22 protein-coding genes are annotated in these 15876 nt (G+C 50.3%); 6 read left to right on the top strand and 16 right to left on the bottom strand.

From position 1 onward, the window contains the following. Window positions 1–533: 533 nt before the first annotated feature. The 8 genes from L1S32_RS02715 to L1S32_RS02680 all read right to left on the bottom strand — a co-directional run bounded on the left by L1S32_RS02715 (window position 534) and on the right by L1S32_RS02680 (window position 5001). On the bottom strand, window positions 534–989 hold the full coding sequence (locus L1S32_RS02715) for a hypothetical protein (protein ID WP_278155910.1): 456 nt from the start codon (window positions 987–989) through the stop codon (window positions 534–536). Window positions 990–1052: 63 nt separating this feature from the next. Then, entirely contained in the window at window positions 1053–1328 is a 276-nt protein-coding gene (gene albA, locus L1S32_RS02710) for a DNA-binding protein Alba (RefSeq protein ID WP_278155908.1), read from the bottom strand. A 12-nt stretch (window positions 1329–1340) separates the two neighbouring features. After that, entirely contained in the window at window positions 1341–2357 is a 1017-nt protein-coding gene (gene asd, locus L1S32_RS02705) for an aspartate-semialdehyde dehydrogenase (protein ID WP_278155906.1), read from the bottom strand. A 43-nt stretch (window positions 2358–2400) separates the two neighbouring features. Next, complete coding sequence (locus L1S32_RS02700) at window positions 2401–2574, bottom strand: 4Fe-4S binding protein (RefSeq protein ID WP_278155904.1); 174 nt, start codon at window positions 2572–2574, stop codon at window positions 2401–2403. A gap of 64 nt (window positions 2575–2638) precedes the next feature. Next, complete coding sequence (gene dapB, locus L1S32_RS02695) at window positions 2639–3397, bottom strand: 4-hydroxy-tetrahydrodipicolinate reductase (protein WP_278155903.1); 759 nt, start codon at window positions 3395–3397, stop codon at window positions 2639–2641. Beyond that, complete coding sequence (gene dapA, locus L1S32_RS02690; protein WP_278155901.1) at window positions 3390–4265, bottom strand: 4-hydroxy-tetrahydrodipicolinate synthase; 876 nt, start codon at window positions 4263–4265, stop codon at window positions 3390–3392. Before dapA ends, dapB begins: the two co-directional genes overlap by 8 nt. Window positions 4266–4272: 7 nt before the next feature. After that, complete coding sequence (locus L1S32_RS02685) at window positions 4273–4464, bottom strand: 30S ribosomal protein S17e (RefSeq protein ID WP_278155899.1); 192 nt, start codon at window positions 4462–4464, stop codon at window positions 4273–4275. A 12-nt stretch (window positions 4465–4476) separates the two neighbouring features. After that, window positions 4477–5001 carry a thiamine-phosphate synthase family protein gene (locus L1S32_RS02680; protein ID WP_278155897.1) on the bottom strand — a complete coding sequence of 175 codons (525 nt, stop codon included), beginning with the start codon at window positions 4999–5001 and terminating at the stop codon, window positions 4477–4479. Between the two features lie 80 nt (window positions 5002–5081). Here L1S32_RS02680 and L1S32_RS02675 point away from each other — a divergent pair, with 80 nt between their 5' ends. After that, window positions 5082–5258, top strand: coding sequence for a hypothetical protein (locus L1S32_RS02675; RefSeq protein ID WP_278155895.1), 177 nt, complete (start codon window positions 5082–5084; stop codon window positions 5256–5258). Here L1S32_RS02675 and L1S32_RS02670 read toward each other — a convergent pair. Further along, window positions 5255–6259: a DNA primase large subunit PriL gene (locus L1S32_RS02670; protein ID WP_278155893.1), complete on the bottom strand. Its 1005-nt coding sequence runs from the start codon at window positions 6257–6259 to the stop codon at window positions 5255–5257. The genes L1S32_RS02675 and L1S32_RS02670 overlap by 4 nt on opposite strands. Continuing rightward, window positions 6259–7002, bottom strand: a complete 744-nt coding sequence (locus tag L1S32_RS02665) for a DNA polymerase sliding clamp (RefSeq protein WP_278155891.1) — start codon at window positions 7000–7002, stop codon at window positions 6259–6261. Before L1S32_RS02665 ends, L1S32_RS02670 begins: the two co-directional genes overlap by 1 nt. A gap of 101 nt (window positions 7003–7103) precedes the next feature. Here L1S32_RS02665 and L1S32_RS02660 point away from each other — a divergent pair, with 101 nt between their 5' ends. From L1S32_RS02660 to L1S32_RS02640, 5 genes are all read left to right on the top strand, one after another. Continuing rightward, on the top strand, window positions 7104–7706 hold the full coding sequence (locus L1S32_RS02660; RefSeq protein ID WP_278155890.1) for an RlmE family RNA methyltransferase: 603 nt from the start codon (window positions 7104–7106) through the stop codon (window positions 7704–7706). After that, window positions 7690–8571, top strand: coding sequence for a GTP 3',8-cyclase MoaA (gene moaA, locus L1S32_RS02655; RefSeq protein WP_278155889.1), 882 nt, complete (start codon window positions 7690–7692; stop codon window positions 8569–8571). Before L1S32_RS02660 ends, moaA begins: the two co-directional genes overlap by 17 nt. Window positions 8572–8672: 101 nt before the next feature. Beyond that, window positions 8673–9173, top strand: a complete 501-nt coding sequence (locus tag L1S32_RS02650; RefSeq protein WP_278155888.1) for a hypothetical protein — start codon at window positions 8673–8675, stop codon at window positions 9171–9173. 764 nt (window positions 9174–9937) lie between these two features. Further along, the gene (locus L1S32_RS02645; RefSeq protein WP_278154718.1) at window positions 9938–11554 is read left to right on the top strand and encodes an IS1634 family transposase; all 1617 of its coding nucleotides are present in this window, start codon (window positions 9938–9940) and stop codon (window positions 11552–11554) included. Between the two features lie 334 nt (window positions 11555–11888). Then, the gene (locus tag L1S32_RS02640) at window positions 11889–13154 is read left to right on the top strand and encodes a M20/M25/M40 family metallo-hydrolase (RefSeq protein WP_278155887.1); all 1266 of its coding nucleotides are present in this window, start codon (window positions 11889–11891) and stop codon (window positions 13152–13154) included. A 235-nt stretch (window positions 13155–13389) separates the two neighbouring features. Here the strand turns inward: L1S32_RS02640 and L1S32_RS02635 are convergent, their stop codons facing one another. The 6 genes from L1S32_RS02635 to L1S32_RS12005 form a co-directional block, all read right to left on the bottom strand. Beyond that, window positions 13390–13548, bottom strand: coding sequence for a hypothetical protein (locus L1S32_RS02635; protein ID WP_278155886.1), 159 nt, complete (start codon window positions 13546–13548; stop codon window positions 13390–13392). 99 nt (window positions 13549–13647) lie between these two features. Next, complete coding sequence (locus L1S32_RS02630; RefSeq protein WP_278155884.1) at window positions 13648–13923, bottom strand: type II toxin-antitoxin system mRNA interferase toxin, RelE/StbE family; 276 nt, start codon at window positions 13921–13923, stop codon at window positions 13648–13650. Window positions 13924–13925: 2 nt separating this feature from the next. Further along, window positions 13926–14135, bottom strand: coding sequence for a hypothetical protein (locus L1S32_RS02625; protein ID WP_278155882.1), 210 nt, complete (start codon window positions 14133–14135; stop codon window positions 13926–13928). A gap of 135 nt (window positions 14136–14270) precedes the next feature. Then, window positions 14271–14780, bottom strand: coding sequence for a GNAT family N-acetyltransferase (locus tag L1S32_RS02620; RefSeq protein WP_278155880.1), 510 nt, complete (start codon window positions 14778–14780; stop codon window positions 14271–14273). A gap of 3 nt (window positions 14781–14783) precedes the next feature. Continuing rightward, window positions 14784–14939, bottom strand: a complete 156-nt coding sequence (locus L1S32_RS02615) for a hypothetical protein (protein ID WP_278155878.1) — start codon at window positions 14937–14939, stop codon at window positions 14784–14786. A gap of 689 nt (window positions 14940–15628) precedes the next feature. Next, window positions 15629–15763, bottom strand: coding sequence for a hypothetical protein (locus L1S32_RS12005; RefSeq protein WP_347403359.1), 135 nt, complete (start codon window positions 15761–15763; stop codon window positions 15629–15631). Between the last annotated feature and the right edge of the window lie 113 nt (window positions 15764–15876).

Below are 15876 nucleotides of genomic sequence, written 5' to 3'. Positions count from 1 at the left end.
GACAGGCAATTATGTATTGGGGGCTGAAAGGCAGGCGAAGGGTTTCCCCCTGCCGGACCCCCCTAACGATGACAGGTCGCAACAGGGGGGAGGCAGGCACCCCCCATTGATCTGGCATTAGTGCTCCAATTGACAAAAATGGGGTGAAATTCAGAATTATTTTGGAATGTCAAAAATGATATTTGAATTCCTCCCTTTTACCAAAGTCCCGGGTAATACCCGAAATTACCATTGCGCCCGTTTTTTCATGATGACGATTTTTAGCATAACTGACCCGCACCAATGAGCGGAGAGCCCCCAATTTTCACCCAAACAAACGCTCTGCCAAAATCTCCGGATGACATTTTTCTTCCGGTTCTGTCACAAAGAACCGGGGAGGGAGTGAGCCGACCCAATTAACGAACATCAGCAGGCAGTCCCACATCGTTCAGAGGTTGTCCTGAAATTACCGACCGGGAACAGCCAGGGACAGGCCCTCCACCACTGCCGGATACAACAAAGGAAATAATCAGCCATCCGCACAGGTCAGCTGATTATTGCACGCCCTTTGAGCCAAAATAGCCCATACCCTGAACTGTCCGCGTCATATTATAGCTCCGGTCCACCTGAGGAGAGATGAGCACGACCTCAGGAAGCTCGATCCCAAAGGTATGGGCAGGGAACCAGTATGACCCCTCCCCATAGTTCTGTGAGACACCGCTTACGAGAATCGTCGCATGATCCATATCAATCGTCTGGTACCGCGCATCCGGATATCCGGTGATAACACCCAGTTTCCGTTTCAGATCAGACTTCCCGAGAAGATGTACCAGGAGCACAATACCTTCGTCTATCGAGTAATTGAGGTCAATCACCGCATTTTCGTCATTCAGGTGAATGGTACAGTCCTCTACCGTGATGTAGCTGTACTGGTTCGGTGCCGCTGCTCCTGCCGGTATAATGAATGCGATGAGCATAAGGACGCAGAGAATGCCCGGCAAAAGTTTCATAGTACACAGTCTGTCAGGAGATGATGATAGCCTTTATGGTCATGGAAAAAAGAAGGAGAGGATCTACCGCTGCTGAGCGAGAAGGATCTCAATGCTTGAGACATTAGTCTGCCCGCTGTCAGTGTCGATGATCTCAGTGGATGTGATGATATCTTTTTTTGAGACATCCTCAAGAAACCGGTTTAACGCAATCTCTGCAGTATCAACAGCCCGCGATATGGCTTTCCCCCGTGCCTTTATCGAGACCTCCTCTGCACCATTGTTAAACTGGGTAATGACTGCCAGGACATAGTTCATCACTGGTTTGTTTCCGACGAATACTGTGTTATCCTTAATCATTTGCTGTTCACCTCATACATACTTCTTTGAGACGATGAGCTCTGCATTCAGCACAGAGGCACCAGCTGCACCCCGGATTGTGTTATGTCCCATTGCCACATACCGCAGGCCCTCACGCATTCTTCCGACAGAGACCGTCATCCCCCCGCCACGATTCCTGTCCAGCCGTGGTTGCGGCCGGTTGGGTTCGTCAGCATAATGAACGGACTCAGACGGAAGGTGAGGAAGCCCTGAGATGGGTGGAGTGTAAGCCCTGTAGGCTTCAATGACATCGGCCACCGGCGCTCTGGTATCTGCCCAGACAGCCATCGTATGCCCGTCAATGACCGGCACGCGGTGGCAGCTCGCAGACACCCTGAATGGTGCATTCTGAATTTCTGACCCATCGAATGACCCCATGATCTTCAGCGGCTCACGCTCCATCTTCTCTTCCTCTGAACCGATGTACGGGACAACATTGTCATAGATCTCCATCGCGGGAATTCCCTGGAATCCTGCACCGGAGATCGCCTGCATAGTTGCCACCGTGAGGTTCGAAAACCCAAACGGCATGAGCGGCGCAAGGGAGAGACAGAGCACAATTGTTGAACAGTTTGGATTTGCAACAATGAAGCCATCCCTACCTTTGTCACGCTGCACGTCAATAAGCCCGAGATGGTCGGGATTAACCTCAGGGACAACGAGAGGCACATCACGGTCCATCCGGTGAGAAGATGCATTACTGCAGACACCCACACCCGCAGCGGCAATATCTGTCTCAAGAGTGGTTGCAATATCTGCGGGAAGCGCAGAGAATACAATATCCAGGTCTGACACTGCCGACACCGTCGTCGGTTCCACAACAAGGCCCGCAATCTCTTCCGGGAACGGGACATCAAGACGCCAGTTAACGACATCCTCATACCGCTTTCCCGCACTGCGATCCGACGCAGTAAGAGTTGTGAGCCTGAACCACGGATGATTCGCAAGAAGCTGTACAAACCTCTGGCCAACGGCACCCGTAGCTCCGAGCACACCTACATTAATCATAGATATTTTATATTATAGCTGAATGGAGTATAAAAGGTTTGGTTTACTCCATGCGGATGGCTTCAGCCGGGCATTCATCCACACAGGATTCACAGTCAATACAAAGGTCTGCGTCAACAACGGCAATACCGTCCTGCATCTCAATCGCTGCTGCAGGGCAGATATCCACACATGTTTCACAGCCTGTACATTTTTCTTCGTCAACTATTGCTACCATAGGCAATCCTCTCTATCCTAATTATCAGAAAAGCAATAAAAAGAGTTCGATTGGATGCTAAGCATCAGAGATCAAGGACATCGTCCATCGAGTAGATTCCCGGGGATTTTCCGGATACAAACCGTGCCGCACGGATAACGCCATGGGCAAATACCGCACGATCATAGGCACGATGGGAAAGCTCAATAGTCTCGTTGTTTGCCGCAAAAAGAACAGTATGGTCGCCGACAATATCTCCGCCGCGAATGACGTGGACTCCGATCTCGTCCTTTCGCTCCGTCATTCCCTCTCTGCCGTACATGTACTCCGTCTTGCCGGTCTCCTCGCTGATGATCTCAAGTATGGTCCGCGCAGTACCGGACGGCGCATCCTTCTTATAGCGATGGTGGGCCTCAATGACCTCAGTGTCATAGTCACCGAGGCGCTGTGCTGCCTCACGGACGAGTTTCCAGAAGATGTTCATGCCGACACTGTAATTGCTGGAGATGACTGCAGGGACCGTGCCCTCAATGACCGCGTCTATTTTCGCGCGCTGTTCAGCGGAAAAACCCGTTGTGCCGACGACAAGGGCCACGCCTGCCCCGGCGCCCGCGATGATATTTTCAACCGCCGCATGCGCAATCGTGAAATCAATAAGGACGTCAGGTTTTACGTCCTGCAGAAAGCTACGAATTTCAGCGGACGGGACCACCGGTGAGCCCAGAAGGGTGCCGCCTTTGATGTCCACACCACCGACAAACGTCATATCGTCTTCCTCACTTACAAGATGTGCAATGGTGGTGCCCATGCGCCCAAGCGCCCCGCAGATGGCTACCTTAATCATAGCGGGACAACACCTCCCTCAGTTGTGCCTCTGCAGCATCCGTCATGCAGTCAAGCGGCAGGCGAAGCGGCCCTGCAGCCATGCCCCGCATTGCAGCTGCCTGCTTGACAGGGATGGGATTTGTGTCGATGAACATGGCACGCATCAGAGGAGAGAGTTCAAAATGCATCTCGCGTGCACCGGCATAGTCACCTGCACGGAACCGTTCGTAGAGAGCGACCATCCGCGCGGGTTCAATGTTTGCGGTGACGGCAATCGCGCCCGCACCACCCAGTGCGAGAACCGGCAGCGTCATTGCATCATCCCCGGAGAAGACCGAGAAGTCCTCGTCCCGCGTCTCTTCGATGATCTGTGAGATCTGGCCGATGTTGCCGCTCGCCTCTTTGACACCGACAATGCCCGGGTGTGCGGCAAGTTCGGTTATGAGGTCGGCAGGAAGGTTCTGGCCGGTGCGTGAGGGTACGTTGTAGATGATGACAGGGACGCCGACGTCTGCAAGTTTTGTATAGTGCTTAATTAGGCCGGACCGGTTCGGTTTGTTGTAATACGGAGAGAGAACAAGGACCGCGTCTGCACCCTGATCATATGCGGATTTGGTAAATCGCAGGGCTTCGGCGGTATTATTTGAACCAGTTCCGGCAACGACCGGCACCCTGCCATTGACGGCATCGATTGTCTCTCCAATGACAATCTCATGCTCTTCAAATGTCAGGGTTGCTGACTCACCGGTTGAACCACAGGGCACGACCCCGTGTACTCCGTTGTCAATCAGATACTCAATGTTTGCGCGAAGACCCGGAAGATTCAGGCCCGCATCAGAAGTATCCTCGAACGGAGTGATAAGTGCAGGATAAACACCCTCAAACATAAAAGAATTATATTTCTTTCCTTCTATTTACCTTTCTCGTGATGTAGCCTGCCACACGGTTTCTGACACGTTTGCTGTCGATAACTGAAACTTCAGAAACGGCAAGCTTGTTTTCGTCAAAGTCTCCGCTGAACCGGTTGCCGTGCTTTACGATCAATTCCTGGCTCAATGATTTAATGTAAGATGGTTTGATTCCCATTCATATACTCCACTATAAACTGGTATAACTAATGCAACCCGAGAGCATAATAATATTACGTGCGACATCTGCAGGAGTTTCGGCGATAATCCAGAGGATGACATCATTTCCAGCCATTTTCTGCCCATAGATTATATCCGGCACACCTTCCCTGCAGCAGGACTCCACCCCCCAGTCCATAGTAGCGGACCCAGGGGGGGATGTACCATATGCGCAGGCGTCCAGCGCGAGGTCGTCTGTTATGGACCGGAGTATCTCCGGCGTGCATCGCACCGATGCTGCTGACCGGAGGCAGCCTTCATGCCGGATGATGGTGAGAATCACCCGCGCCACCACCGGGTCTGCACCAAAGCGAATGACAGATGGGTTCTCCGTAATCCTGCTATCCTTGCTGCATACATCATTTTGTGCTGTGGCCCCCTGAATGGCATAGCCCATCCTGATGCCCTCTTTCGGGATCAGCTGTGAGTCTGCCCCTGCTGCGATGGCGGATGCCGCCTCCTGCAGGGCAGCCATTACCTCTTCCCGGGTCTGCATGGGATAGAAATTGACTGCAGAGGGTTTAAGGCTTGCAGGGAATGGATAGACATTTACCTCAGAACAGGGAATATACTGGAATGAATCGCGTCGCCCTCGACAGTGCAACAGCCATCGCAAGCCTCATCGTGCTGATTGCAGCTGTTATTGTACTGCCTGCTGTGCTCCCGGCATCCTATGCATATATCGCATCCATCATCCTCTTCATTGCCTGCATGAGCGCCGGCGGCTTTTATATCGGACAGAAAGCACTTTAAGCCTTTTTTCCCGATATTTTTTTGCAGTATTTATAATAGCTCAGCGGATGCGCGGTATTTTTACAGTATTTGTCCGGGTTCACACAGAGACCGTAGGTCCTGAGCGTGGCACACCCGGGCGGCGTGTACTCCGTCCCGCCGGACCCGGATATGTGCTCCACCTGGTACATCGTGCGTGATATGTCGAAGTCAGGCGCCCGCGCAAATACCTCAACTATCGCGGTCTCATCAAGCCCTATCGTGTGCATGAATGCTGTCAGGGTAAACCGCGCAGTATGGGGGATATTGGTGCCGTCGGTAACAGCAGCAATGATAGCCCGGATACAGGGCGGGAAGCAGCCCTCATCCACATCACCATACTGCTCAAGGATCTGCTCCTGATAGGCGCGTGAGACGTCTTCAGCATACGTCCGGAGACGAACCGCGATGGGGCCGGGGACAGAAAGCGGCAGCTGCAGGCGTATCACCTGACGGATCTTCTCCCGGAGGAGGACGGCATAATCGTCCGCTGTGCACCGCACCCGGCCGTTGGTGACGTCCCTGTTCACCAGGCGCCACCGGGGTTCGCGCATGCGGCTGACGAGGTCCACATACTGTTTGACACTCATGTCAGGCGCGGTGATGTCAAGGTCCACTGCTTTTGCAATATGTGCGACCACCTCCGGATCTTCTGCCTTCAGAAAGTACGCTGAGCGCTCCGCCTCATAGCGGGCGAGCTTGTCAAGCATCGACGGGTCGTCCATGCAGGACGCAAGCATTCGCGCAATGGCATATGCATAAATTTCGTCATCCGGGTTCTGGATTTCTGTGTTCGTTTCATCAAATGCAGGCGGACGCAGCGATTGCTTTACGCGTTCTGCTGCAAGCTTTATCAGGCTGTCCCCTTTCCCGGACTGAGAACGGATTAAAGAATCAATCGATATGCCGGAGCTCTGGACGTGTGCCTTTGCCCCTTTTAAAAATGGATATTTTGCAAGGTCTCTTGGTTCGAGCCTTCGCATCAATCTGCCTCAATGCGGGGGGCAAGGAGGAAATCAACATGCCCGTGACCGTCTGCAAAGTCAAAGGACACCCTGACGGGGTGGTCATTTCCAATCTGGACTTCCACCTCATCGGCCCGCGCCATCACTTTGCCCATATCACGGAGGTAGTCTAAGGAGAAGAGTGACCGGACGTCTGCTGGCTCAAGTGAGATGAGTTCGTCTCCGGCGCGCTCAAGCCGGATGTGATCCGAGTCCCCTTCTGCCTCCATGTAGAAGGTCCCGGTGGCGGTGTCGACACCCAGCGCAATCTTGTCAGAGACCACCGAGGCTGCCTTGATGCCGTCGTTTATTGCCGCACCGGAGATGCGGACCTTTGCCGGCAGTTCAATGGTCGGCGGCTGGGGGTCTTTCCGGATGGTATTGACATCAAGGAGGGTGACCGAGTACTGGTACCCGGAGAAGACCATCTCCATTTTGTGCCCGTCTTCCGGGAGTTCAAGGGACAATACGTCTCCTTTTCCCATCATGCCGATGATATTTTTCATCTTGGTGATATCGATGCCGAGTTCACTCTCCGTCGCAACGAAGGACGAAAATGCCTCCTGACTGAGGTCGAGTGAGATCATGGCTACATTGGCAGTGTCTACTGCGCGCGTCTTCAGTCCGTCTTCCCCGACGTGCATGCGGCACTCGGTGACGAGGGCTGCAATGACATCTATTGTCTCCCGGAAGGTATCTGTATCAATGGCTGCTTTTAACATTATTACCCCTTTACAAAGTCTATTATAAGTTATACCGGTATAATTTTTATTAATATGTAGGTTTTTGCGTGATAAAAACATCATGCAGAGGATTTTTGATTATGGGTTCACAGTGGGGACGAGACAGATTTTATCGACAGGCGCGTACGGAAGGCTACCGTTCCCGTGCGGCCTACAAGCTTCTTGACATACAAAAACGCTTTCAGGTCATCCGCGATGATGACAATGTTATCGACCTCGGGTGCGCCCCGGGGAGCTGGCTGCAGGTGCTGCGTGAGCTCACCGACGGACAGGTGATAGGGGTCGACTTAAACCCGGTCCCATCGATTGAGGGCGTGGTGACGCTCACCGGCGACTTCACCACCGAGTATATGCACGAGAAAATACGGTCACTGATCGGGGTCGCAAATGTCATCGTTTGTGATGCGGCACCGAAACTCTCCGGGAACAAGAGCTATGATCAGGCCCGTGCGGTCGGGCTCTCTGAAGAGGCGTGTGATTTTGCGCTGGACTTTTTGAAACCCGGCGGCAATTTTGTGGTAAAGACCTTCCAGGGCGACATGTTTCACCTGATCCTGGATAAAATGCGCGAGAATTTCTTTGGCGTGAAGGTCTACCGTTCGAAGGCGGCACGAAAAGGAAGCACTGAAGTATACATAATCGGAAAGAAATTTAAAGGGCATCGGAATGATTCTGAAGGATAATTATGGAAGACGTGTCACAAACCTGCGCATTTCGCTCACACCGAAATGCAATCTGAACTGTATGTACTGTCACGCAGAAGGCGAGGTGGCACCCAAATCCCTGATGTCAGCAGAGGATATCGGGGAGATTATGCGTGTTGCAAAGCTCTTTGAGATGCGCAGCATCAAATTCACCGGCGGAGAACCGCTGATGCGCGACGATCTGGTCGAGATTGTCTCGATGGTGCCGGACGGCATGGAGGCATCCATGACCACCAACGGCACGATTCTTGAGGATGTGGCACAGGACCTGAAGGACGCAGGGCTCTCCCGGGTGAATATCAGTCTGGATTCCCTGAAGCCGGAGCGCTACAAAGAGGTCGCCGGAAAGGACATGCTCTCCGATGTGCTGGCAGGGATTGACGCAGCGATTGCGGCGGGGCTGACACCCATCAAACTGAATGTGGTCTTAATGGAGGGCATCAATGACGATGAGATTCCGGACTTCATTCGGTTTACGGCAAGCCATGAGCACCTGATTCTACAGTTCATCGAGCTGATGGATGAGTTCAGGAACTGCCCCTACCACATGGAGCTGACCGGGCTTGAGGACGAGCTGCAGCGTACGGCAAAGACGGTAGTGACCCGGCGGATGCACCACCGGAAGAAGTACTGCCTCGAGGGCGCAGAGATTGAGATTGTCCGCCCGATGCATAACAGCGAATTTTGTGCCTTCTGCAACCGCCTGCGGGTGACCTCAGACGGATTTTTAAAGCCCTGCCTGATGCGAAACGACAATCATGTCGATATTCGCGGACTAAGAGGCGCAGAACTCGAAGAAGCGTTCAGAGAGGCAGTGCTGATTCGTGAGCCATACTGCCGCTAAGGTCAGCGAACTGCAGGATAGCTGACGGGGCCATGTTCCGGCACTGCTGACGCGTTGGTCCCTTCCAAATACTTATTTCCCGTGTGGCACCACCTGATACTATGCTTGAAACGAATGAATACATCCCTGTTCTTCAGAAACTCTACAACAAATCACTGATTCTCGAATCACCGCACGAGTTTGAGCCGGTATTCTGGTTTTACTTCAAGGATGCTGTTGCCCACCTTGACTTCACGCTCTGTATTCTTGGATATAATATCCAGTCCATGCGAAATGTCATGAATATGGAGTACATGAAGTGGCGTATCGATGAGGAGAAGAAAGACGGCCGTGACCGGTTCCCCGCCTTCATCAACTGGCTGAAGGCAAACCACCGGGAAAACTTTGATAAGCTGCCCACACTCTGGCGCGAGATCTATGACACCGACAGTGCGGCCTCCTACCGCTCCTTCCGGATTGCAATGGACCCGGCGGCGCTGAAGCCACTGCCCGCCCGGTTCTTCACCACCTGTATTGACGAGCTCTTTGACAAGGGATTTTTAAAGAGCCTCTACACAGATGCCTCTCTCGGGAAGTTGTATCAGGAGTTTCTGGCGGAATAGGCAGCTCAAAACGGGATTGAGGGGGTGCGTGAATGTGGATTCAGACGAGTCACAACCCCTGATCCCGACTCACATTTTTCTACAGCAGTTTTTCGTTTTTTTCCCAAAATTTCCCTCACATTTTTGAAAGCAAGGGAGGGGGAAAGTCCCCCTCCCTGCAGCCCACCCCCTAAAATATGACAAGTCGCTGGGGGGACGGACGAGCGTCCCCCCTTGCTCCCGGTTGTCAGGAAAAATCGAAATCAGGAAATCTGCAGAGCAGAACTGAAAAGAACAACTGTTTTTTCCGAAATTGCCACCCGAAAAAACTCAGGAACAGGAGGGATGTTCATCCATCCCTCCTGTGACCATCACACCTAGGGGGGAGAGTCGGCAGGGAGGGGGGTTTACCCCCCCTCCCGTGCTGTTCAGGATACAAATGCCATTTTGAACGCACATCGTTATAATCAAAGAAACAACCCCGTTTCAATTTGTTCCATTGCTCAACTCCGGCCCGGACGGACATAGCAGATAATCCGGACATCGTTCCATTCCGCCGCTCTCCAATGCAGGAGACTGAAAAAGGCAAGGGGGGGTGCCCCTCCCTGCCAGACCCTCCAAAAAGGAGGAGTCGCAAGGGAGATGGGCAGGCACCCCCCCCTTGCTCAGGGTCGTCAGGAATAATCAAGATCAGGAAATCTGCAGCCCAGCATCCGCACTAAAATCCACAATTAACACAATTATCCACCGCAAGATCTATGTACGTATAAGCAAATATCTACAATATGCCCCTCATTGACGGATTTGATGACGAATCAATCCTTTCCGTCGGCCATCTCGGCATTGTTGCCGGAGCCTACGATTCTCTTGGGATCGCGAATATAATCGATACCGCAATACCAAAGACCCGGAACCATAATCTCACCCATTCTCAGGTCGTGAAAGCTATGGTACTCAATGGTCTGGGATTCATCGAACGCCGCCTTTATCTGTTTCCGGAATTCTTTGACGATATCGCCGTTGAACGGCTTCTTGGGGAGGGAATTACCCGGGAACAGATAAACGACGATGTGCTCGGGAGAACACTGGATGCCATTGCAGAGTATGGTCCAACTGAATTATTCAATGAAATCGTTGCAAACTGCCTTCTTCGGACAGAATTTGGCTCGCATTGCGTTCACGTTGATACCACTAACTTCAGTGTCACCGGTGAATATGAATCCGATTTCAACACTGAAGAAATCCAGATTACCTATGGCCACCCGAAGGATGGCCGCTGGGATCTCAAACGGTTTGTCCTGGGCATGGCATCAAATCAGCACGGGGTGCCCCTTTTTCTTCAGACCTTTTCCGGGAATGAATCAGATAAAGAGACGCTCAGAATCATTATTGAAAAACTCCAGAGCAATCTGAAATCAGAAGAGAAAGTCTACCATGTGGCTGACGCTGCATTTTATACTGAAAAGAATCTTCAGAGCTTAGGCCGGCATATGTTCTGGATCAGCCGTGTGCCGGTTACCATCAAAGACGTAAAAGAACTGATAAAATCAGATTTTCAGTTTACACCGTGCGTTGATGAACGCTATTCCTATAGTGAATATTTCAGTGAATATGCCGGGATCAGACAGAAATGGGTCATGTATCATTCTGAACCAATGCATGAACAGCAGAATAAAACGTTTCAAAAGAATCTGGTAAAAGATCTGGAGAGAGCGAAAACATCTCTCCGAAAAGTCTGTGCACAGGAATTCGCTTGTGAACCGGACGCACGTATTGCAGCAGAGAAGTGGTTAGACAAACATCCAGAGTATCTGTTCAGCGAACTCGAAATTCTTACGGTTCAACGGAAAGAAGAGAAGAAACGGGGCCGGCCGAAGGCCGGTGAACCATTGGTTCATTCGTATAAGATTACTGCAGATATTGAATACGATGACAGCGTAGTCGAGCAGGAACGCCAAAATCTCGGGCGTTTCGTTCTGGCAACGAATGATACAGGGATGTCTGCGGATGAGTTGCTGGCAAACTACAAAGGACAGGGATCCGTTGAACGGGGATTTCGATTCCTGAAGGACAAATCATTCCGCGTTGCAGAGGTCTTTTTAAAGAAACCATCGCGTATTCAGGCATTAGCGATGATCATGGTACTGTGCCTGTTCATCTACTCGATGACTGAATTCCGGCTGAGAAGGGAGCTGGGACAGTCTGGTGAAACCGTCACCAGCCAGACAAAGAAGCAGACACAGAGACCGACAATGAAGTGGACCTTTTTCCTGTTTAGGAGGGTGAGGGAGTTTTCATTCGTCGAGGGAGAACGGAGAATAAAGCGGATTACGAATCTGAATGATGAATTGAAAAAGATATTACGGTTATTGGGTGGCGAGTACGAAAAATACTATTGTTGAAAGGAGACATGCGGAAAGTGAGCTGCAGAGCAGAACTGAAAAGAACAACTGTTTTTTCGAAATCGCCACGCGATAAAACTCAGGAACAGGAGGGATGTTCATCCATCCCTCCTGTGACCATCACACCCGGGGGAGGGGCGGCAGGGAGGGGGTTTACCCCCCTCCCTTGCTGTTCATGACACAAACAACCCTGCGATCTCAAATCGGGATGATCTCATAAACGAATAATGCCCCGAGTTTCAATTTGTTACCAAAATCCCCAGTTATACCATGCGTACAGAGGAGCAATTTATCCCGGAGTACGGGAGAGTAATTATTCAGGAGCATACGAGAGATGGATGTCGCACAGGTCTGTTCAGACCTTGTACAGATGAATACCGAAAACCCGCCCGGACGGACCGACGAGGCGGTGGAGTACGTCGCAGGCATACTTGAGGGTCTGGGATATCTCCCCCGCATTTCGAAAAATCCGGGCGGCCACTGGAATGTCTGTGCAGGCCCGCGCGATGCTGCCCTGCTCTTCTGCGGCCATCTGGATGTGGTGCCGGCAGGAGATGTGGGGTGGACGCACGACCCCTTCTCCGGTGCCATTGAGGACGGCTATGTCTGGGGCCGCGGCTCGACCGATATGAAGGGCGGGTGTGCGGCTATCTTAGCGGCGCTGGAGGCGGTGATTGATGGGCAGGGTGCATTGTCCACCCCTCATGAACAGATCCGATCCGGTGATCAGGGAATACCAGACAGATTGGATATACGCAGCCAGTCGGATAACCTGCCAGTGGCCGTTGCCTTTGTCTGTGACGAGGAGAATGGCCGGGTGGATGGTATTCAGCACCTGCTGCGGGAACACGAGATCATTCCGTGCGACTGTCTGGTGGCAGAACCGACGCCGTACCTGAACCCTTCCGTGGGCCAGAAGGGCCTCTGCCGGTTCCGGGCGACCTTTACGGGGACGCCGGGGCACGGATCCCTGTATCCGTTCTCCGGCGAGAATGCGATTGTGATGGCATCCGAATTTATCCATAGGATGATGACGGTGACAGAAAAGGAGTATGTGCCGGAGGCGATGATGAGGGAGCTTGTCACAAACTCCGAGGAGGCCATCTCTGCTGTCTTCCCGGACACGGACGTGGCCCGCCTTCTGACCCGCATCACCTGTAACCCGGGGAAAATCAGGGGCGGCGAGGGGACCAATATTGTAGCAGAGGAGTGCACGGTCGCCATGGACATGCGCCTGCCATGGGGCTGCACGCCGGAGGCGGTGCTTGCATCGGTCGAAAAAGACCCTGCCACGCCTGCCGTCTGCACGGAGAGCCTCGCCGCCCCGACCTGGACCCCTCCGAACTCAGCACTGGTGCGGCGCCTCTGCGATGCGATTGAAGGCACATATGACCAGCCGGCCCGGCCCATCCTGCAGTGGGCGGCAAGCGATGCCCGGTTCCTGCGGGCGGCCGGGTTCCGGGCGGCGGAGTACGGCCCGGGCGAGATCCACCTGCTGCATGCACAGGATGAGCGGGTGCAGGTAGAGCAGCTGGAAGAGGCTGTAAAGGTTTACTCATCCCTCATCCGTGCGTATGTATTGTCAACTACCCACGACTAAAGTCGTGGGTTTGCCCTTCCAATTCTCCTCTTTAAGGCGAGAGAAGCGGAGTGAAATATCCAGCTACATTCCCTTCATAATGTACAGGATATGTAATAGCCATGTGTGTTTTTTGATAATTTTTTGCATTTTCTTTTAAAAAATTATTCAATTCGGGTTCAGTGCACTCAAAAGAAGTTAAATCGGAATTTTGTTAAAGAACAGAAAAAACCAGATCTTCTATTGGAATTTTCATTTATAATCTGCGAATGATACTAATGTCTAATGCTGCTGCTTCACGAAGTATTCTTTTACCATCCGGAGTATCATATTTTGAGGGATTCCTGATATACCTGGAGAAATTTTTTGTATCCTGACCTTTCAGTTCAAGACGAGGTTCAATCGGTTTTGCCATACTATTATTCACTCTCCTGTGTTTTGAGTTCCGGCAGTTCCTGGTTGCCGTTACGTCATATAGTTACATGTGTGCATCATTTTACATCTGGCTAAGCTATCAATAGACATCATCATGTTTGCCAATATCAATCAGAAGAATTTTGTTTTTATCGTCATCTAAAAATTTAAAAACAAGTCTGTATTCGTAATTAATTCTTGCTGACCATAATCCGGATAATGTTCCTGATAATGAATGTGTTTTTAATTGTGGATGAAATGGATCTTCTTTTAGAAGGTTTAATTTTTGTTTCAGGCTACCAGTATGATTTTTATGTTTCCCTGTCCATTTCGTACAAGTTTTCTTAAATTGTTGATCCCAGAATAGTTCAGGCATAGTTATCCTAAAAGTTCGTCTATTGAACCTGAACAGACATCCCCGGATTCATAATTTGCTATTGCTTCTTCTGCCCTTTTTTTTAAAGCCATCCGTCTGGATTCTATTAACCTTTTTTCTATAACTGAAATTAGATATTCCTGATCTTCCAGAGAAAGGATTTCTATATTGTGTAGTACCTGTTGTATCTGAACTGATTCTGGAGCTATCAAATATCCTTATGAAGTGTCTTACATTTAAATTTTCTTGTTGCAGAGGTTGTCCATCCGGCACTGTCAGAAATTCCAGTGATTAGATTATTAGTGTGGAAAAATTAGCGGTAATCTCCTTGTTTTGAACGATATGATTTATTGATAATCAGTATGAAAATCCCGATACAGTGGAATTGTGTCATCGGATTTTCTTAAAACCTTTCTAAAACCATATTTTTCATAAAAGCCAACTGCTTTTGGTTTTGCATCAACCGTTAGGATTCTGCATCCACTTATTTCAGATATGTTTAAAGCCAGTTTGATAACCACTTTTAACATACTTTCTCCGATACCCCGTCCTTCATACTTCTGACTTGTAGCTAATCTTGCAATTTTTATCGCGGGATATCTTGTATGGATAAAGAATGGGGGCCTGTCGTCCTCTTCTACATGTTCGTGAAAGATATTATCGTTAACCAAAGTGAAATATCCGGCTACATTCCCTTCATAATGTACAGGATATGTAATAGCCATGTGTGTTTTTTGATAATTTTTTGCATTTTCTTTTAAAAAATCACTCAATTCGGGTTCAGTGCACTCAAAAGAAGTTAAATCGGAGTTTTGTTGAAGAACCAAAAAAGATAGTTCTTCTATTGGAATTTTCATTTATTATCTGCGGATGATACTAATGTCTAGTGCTACTGCTTCACGAAGTATCCTTCTACCATCCGGAGTATCATATTTTGAGGGATTCCTCATGTACCGAGAGAAATTTTTTGCATCCTGACCTTTCAGTTCAAGACCCAGTTCAATTGGTTTTGCCATAGTATTATTCACCCTCCTGTGTTTGAATTACGGCAGTTCCTGGTTGCCATTATTTAATAAAGATATATGTGTACATCAACGAATTAATGTATCCCAAATAGGATCAAGGGATAAGATACGTTCCGGAAATGAACAGGGATGCCCTATGCCATCAGTGAAAGAAAAGATGACGGAGATTATCCGTTCACAGCCAGAGGATTCATTATTTGATGAGATTCTGCGTGCATTACTATTCAGCCGTATGATTGAGTGAGGCCTGAATGATTCACTGCACGGAAGGGTAATTTCCGACGATGATCTTAAAACCCGGATCCAGTCCTGGAAGAAATAAACGGAAAAAATGAGAGCCGTAACACGACTTCATGAGAGTCAGAACGATGACATTTCTCAATAATTTCCATCCTATAGCGCCTTCACCGTACAATTTGGAGCACGGAGGAGCTCGTCCGTCCCCCTGCGACCTATCAGACCCGGGGGTGAGTCCGGCAGAGAGGGGGGCACCCCCTCTCTTGCCTCCAGGGCGAATACAACCATTTGGTGAGATCAAAGTAGACTTCTTCACCCCCAACAAAAAGCAGACCAGCCTAAACCCACCTAAAAGACCTGAACCACACGAATGAAATCACACCTACGAAAAAGAGGAACCCAATCCCTGTGTACTACAGAAGTGTACACAGGCGATCGCCTTTTCAATCCTTTGTCAGGTCCAGAGGTGTGAATTCATCATGTTCAAGAATATCATTCAATTCAGCATCCGGAACATGAAGCTCAATTGCCTCACGCATTCGCTCTTCCGTCTCTTCCCGGGTCGCTCCGGTAGCCACGCACCCCGGAAGGTCCGGAGAGTATGCAGAATAGTATCACCGGCATTTTCAATGATAACCAAAAAACGATTCATCACTCATTCCTTCCTTTACGTCCAGCCTGCTTTTAAGAT

The organism is Methanogenium sp. S4BF (assembly GCF_029633965.1).
GTDB lineage: Archaea > Halobacteriota > Methanomicrobia > Methanomicrobiales > Methanomicrobiaceae > Methanogenium.
The sequence above is the reverse complement of the archived record's forward strand: the minus strand, read 5'-3'. Positions and strand labels throughout refer to the sequence as shown.

Excerpts from the sequence above, each read along its gene's own strand:
- L1S32_RS02715 (WP_278155910.1), bottom strand. The coding sequence starts at position 989 with ATGAAACTTTTGCCGGGCATTCTCTGCGTCCTTATGCTCATCGCATTC.
- albA (WP_278155908.1), bottom strand. The coding sequence starts at position 1,328 with ATGATTAAGGATAACACAGTATTCGTCGGAAACAAACCAGTGATGAAC.
- asd (WP_278155906.1), bottom strand. The coding sequence starts at position 2,357 with ATGATTAATGTAGGTGTGCTCGGAGCTACGGGTGCCGTTGGCCAGAGG.
- L1S32_RS02700 (WP_278155904.1), bottom strand. The coding sequence starts at position 2,574 with ATGGTAGCAATAGTTGACGAAGAAAAATGTACAGGCTGTGAAACATGT.
- dapB (WP_278155903.1), bottom strand. The coding sequence starts at position 3,397 with ATGATTAAGGTAGCCATCTGCGGGGCGCTTGGGCGCATGGGCACCACC.
- dapA (WP_278155901.1), bottom strand. The coding sequence starts at position 4,265 with ATGTTTGAGGGTGTTTATCCTGCACTTATCACTCCGTTCGAGGATACT.
- L1S32_RS02685 (WP_278155899.1), bottom strand. The coding sequence starts at position 4,464 with ATGGGAATCAAACCATCTTACATTAAATCATTGAGCCAGGAATTGATC.
- L1S32_RS02680 (WP_278155897.1), bottom strand. The coding sequence starts at position 5,001 with ATGCAGACCCGGGAAGAGGTAATGGCTGCCCTGCAGGAGGCGGCATCC.
- L1S32_RS02675 (WP_278155895.1), top strand. The coding sequence starts at position 5,082 with ATGAATCGCGTCGCCCTCGACAGTGCAACAGCCATCGCAAGCCTCATC.
- L1S32_RS02670 (WP_278155893.1), bottom strand. The coding sequence starts at position 6,259 with ATGCGAAGGCTCGAACCAAGAGACCTTGCAAAATATCCATTTTTAAAA.
- L1S32_RS02665 (WP_278155891.1), bottom strand. The coding sequence starts at position 7,002 with ATGTTAAAAGCAGCCATTGATACAGATACCTTCCGGGAGACAATAGAT.
- L1S32_RS02660 (WP_278155890.1), top strand. The coding sequence starts at position 7,104 with ATGGGTTCACAGTGGGGACGAGACAGATTTTATCGACAGGCGCGTACG.
- moaA (WP_278155889.1), top strand. The coding sequence starts at position 7,690 with ATGATTCTGAAGGATAATTATGGAAGACGTGTCACAAACCTGCGCATT.
- L1S32_RS02650 (WP_278155888.1), top strand. The coding sequence starts at position 8,673 with ATGCTTGAAACGAATGAATACATCCCTGTTCTTCAGAAACTCTACAAC.
- L1S32_RS02645 (WP_278154718.1), top strand. The coding sequence starts at position 9,938 with ATGCCCCTCATTGACGGATTTGATGACGAATCAATCCTTTCCGTCGGC.
- L1S32_RS02640 (WP_278155887.1), top strand. The coding sequence starts at position 11,889 with ATGGATGTCGCACAGGTCTGTTCAGACCTTGTACAGATGAATACCGAA.
- L1S32_RS02635 (WP_278155886.1), bottom strand. The coding sequence starts at position 13,548 with ATGGCAAAACCGATTGAACCTCGTCTTGAACTGAAAGGTCAGGATACA.
- L1S32_RS02630 (WP_278155884.1), bottom strand. The coding sequence starts at position 13,923 with ATGCCTGAACTATTCTGGGATCAACAATTTAAGAAAACTTGTACGAAA.
- L1S32_RS02620 (WP_278155880.1), bottom strand. The coding sequence starts at position 14,780 with ATGAAAATTCCAATAGAAGAACTATCTTTTTTGGTTCTTCAACAAAAC.
- L1S32_RS02615 (WP_278155878.1), bottom strand. The coding sequence starts at position 14,939 with ATGGCAAAACCAATTGAACTGGGTCTTGAACTGAAAGGTCAGGATGCA.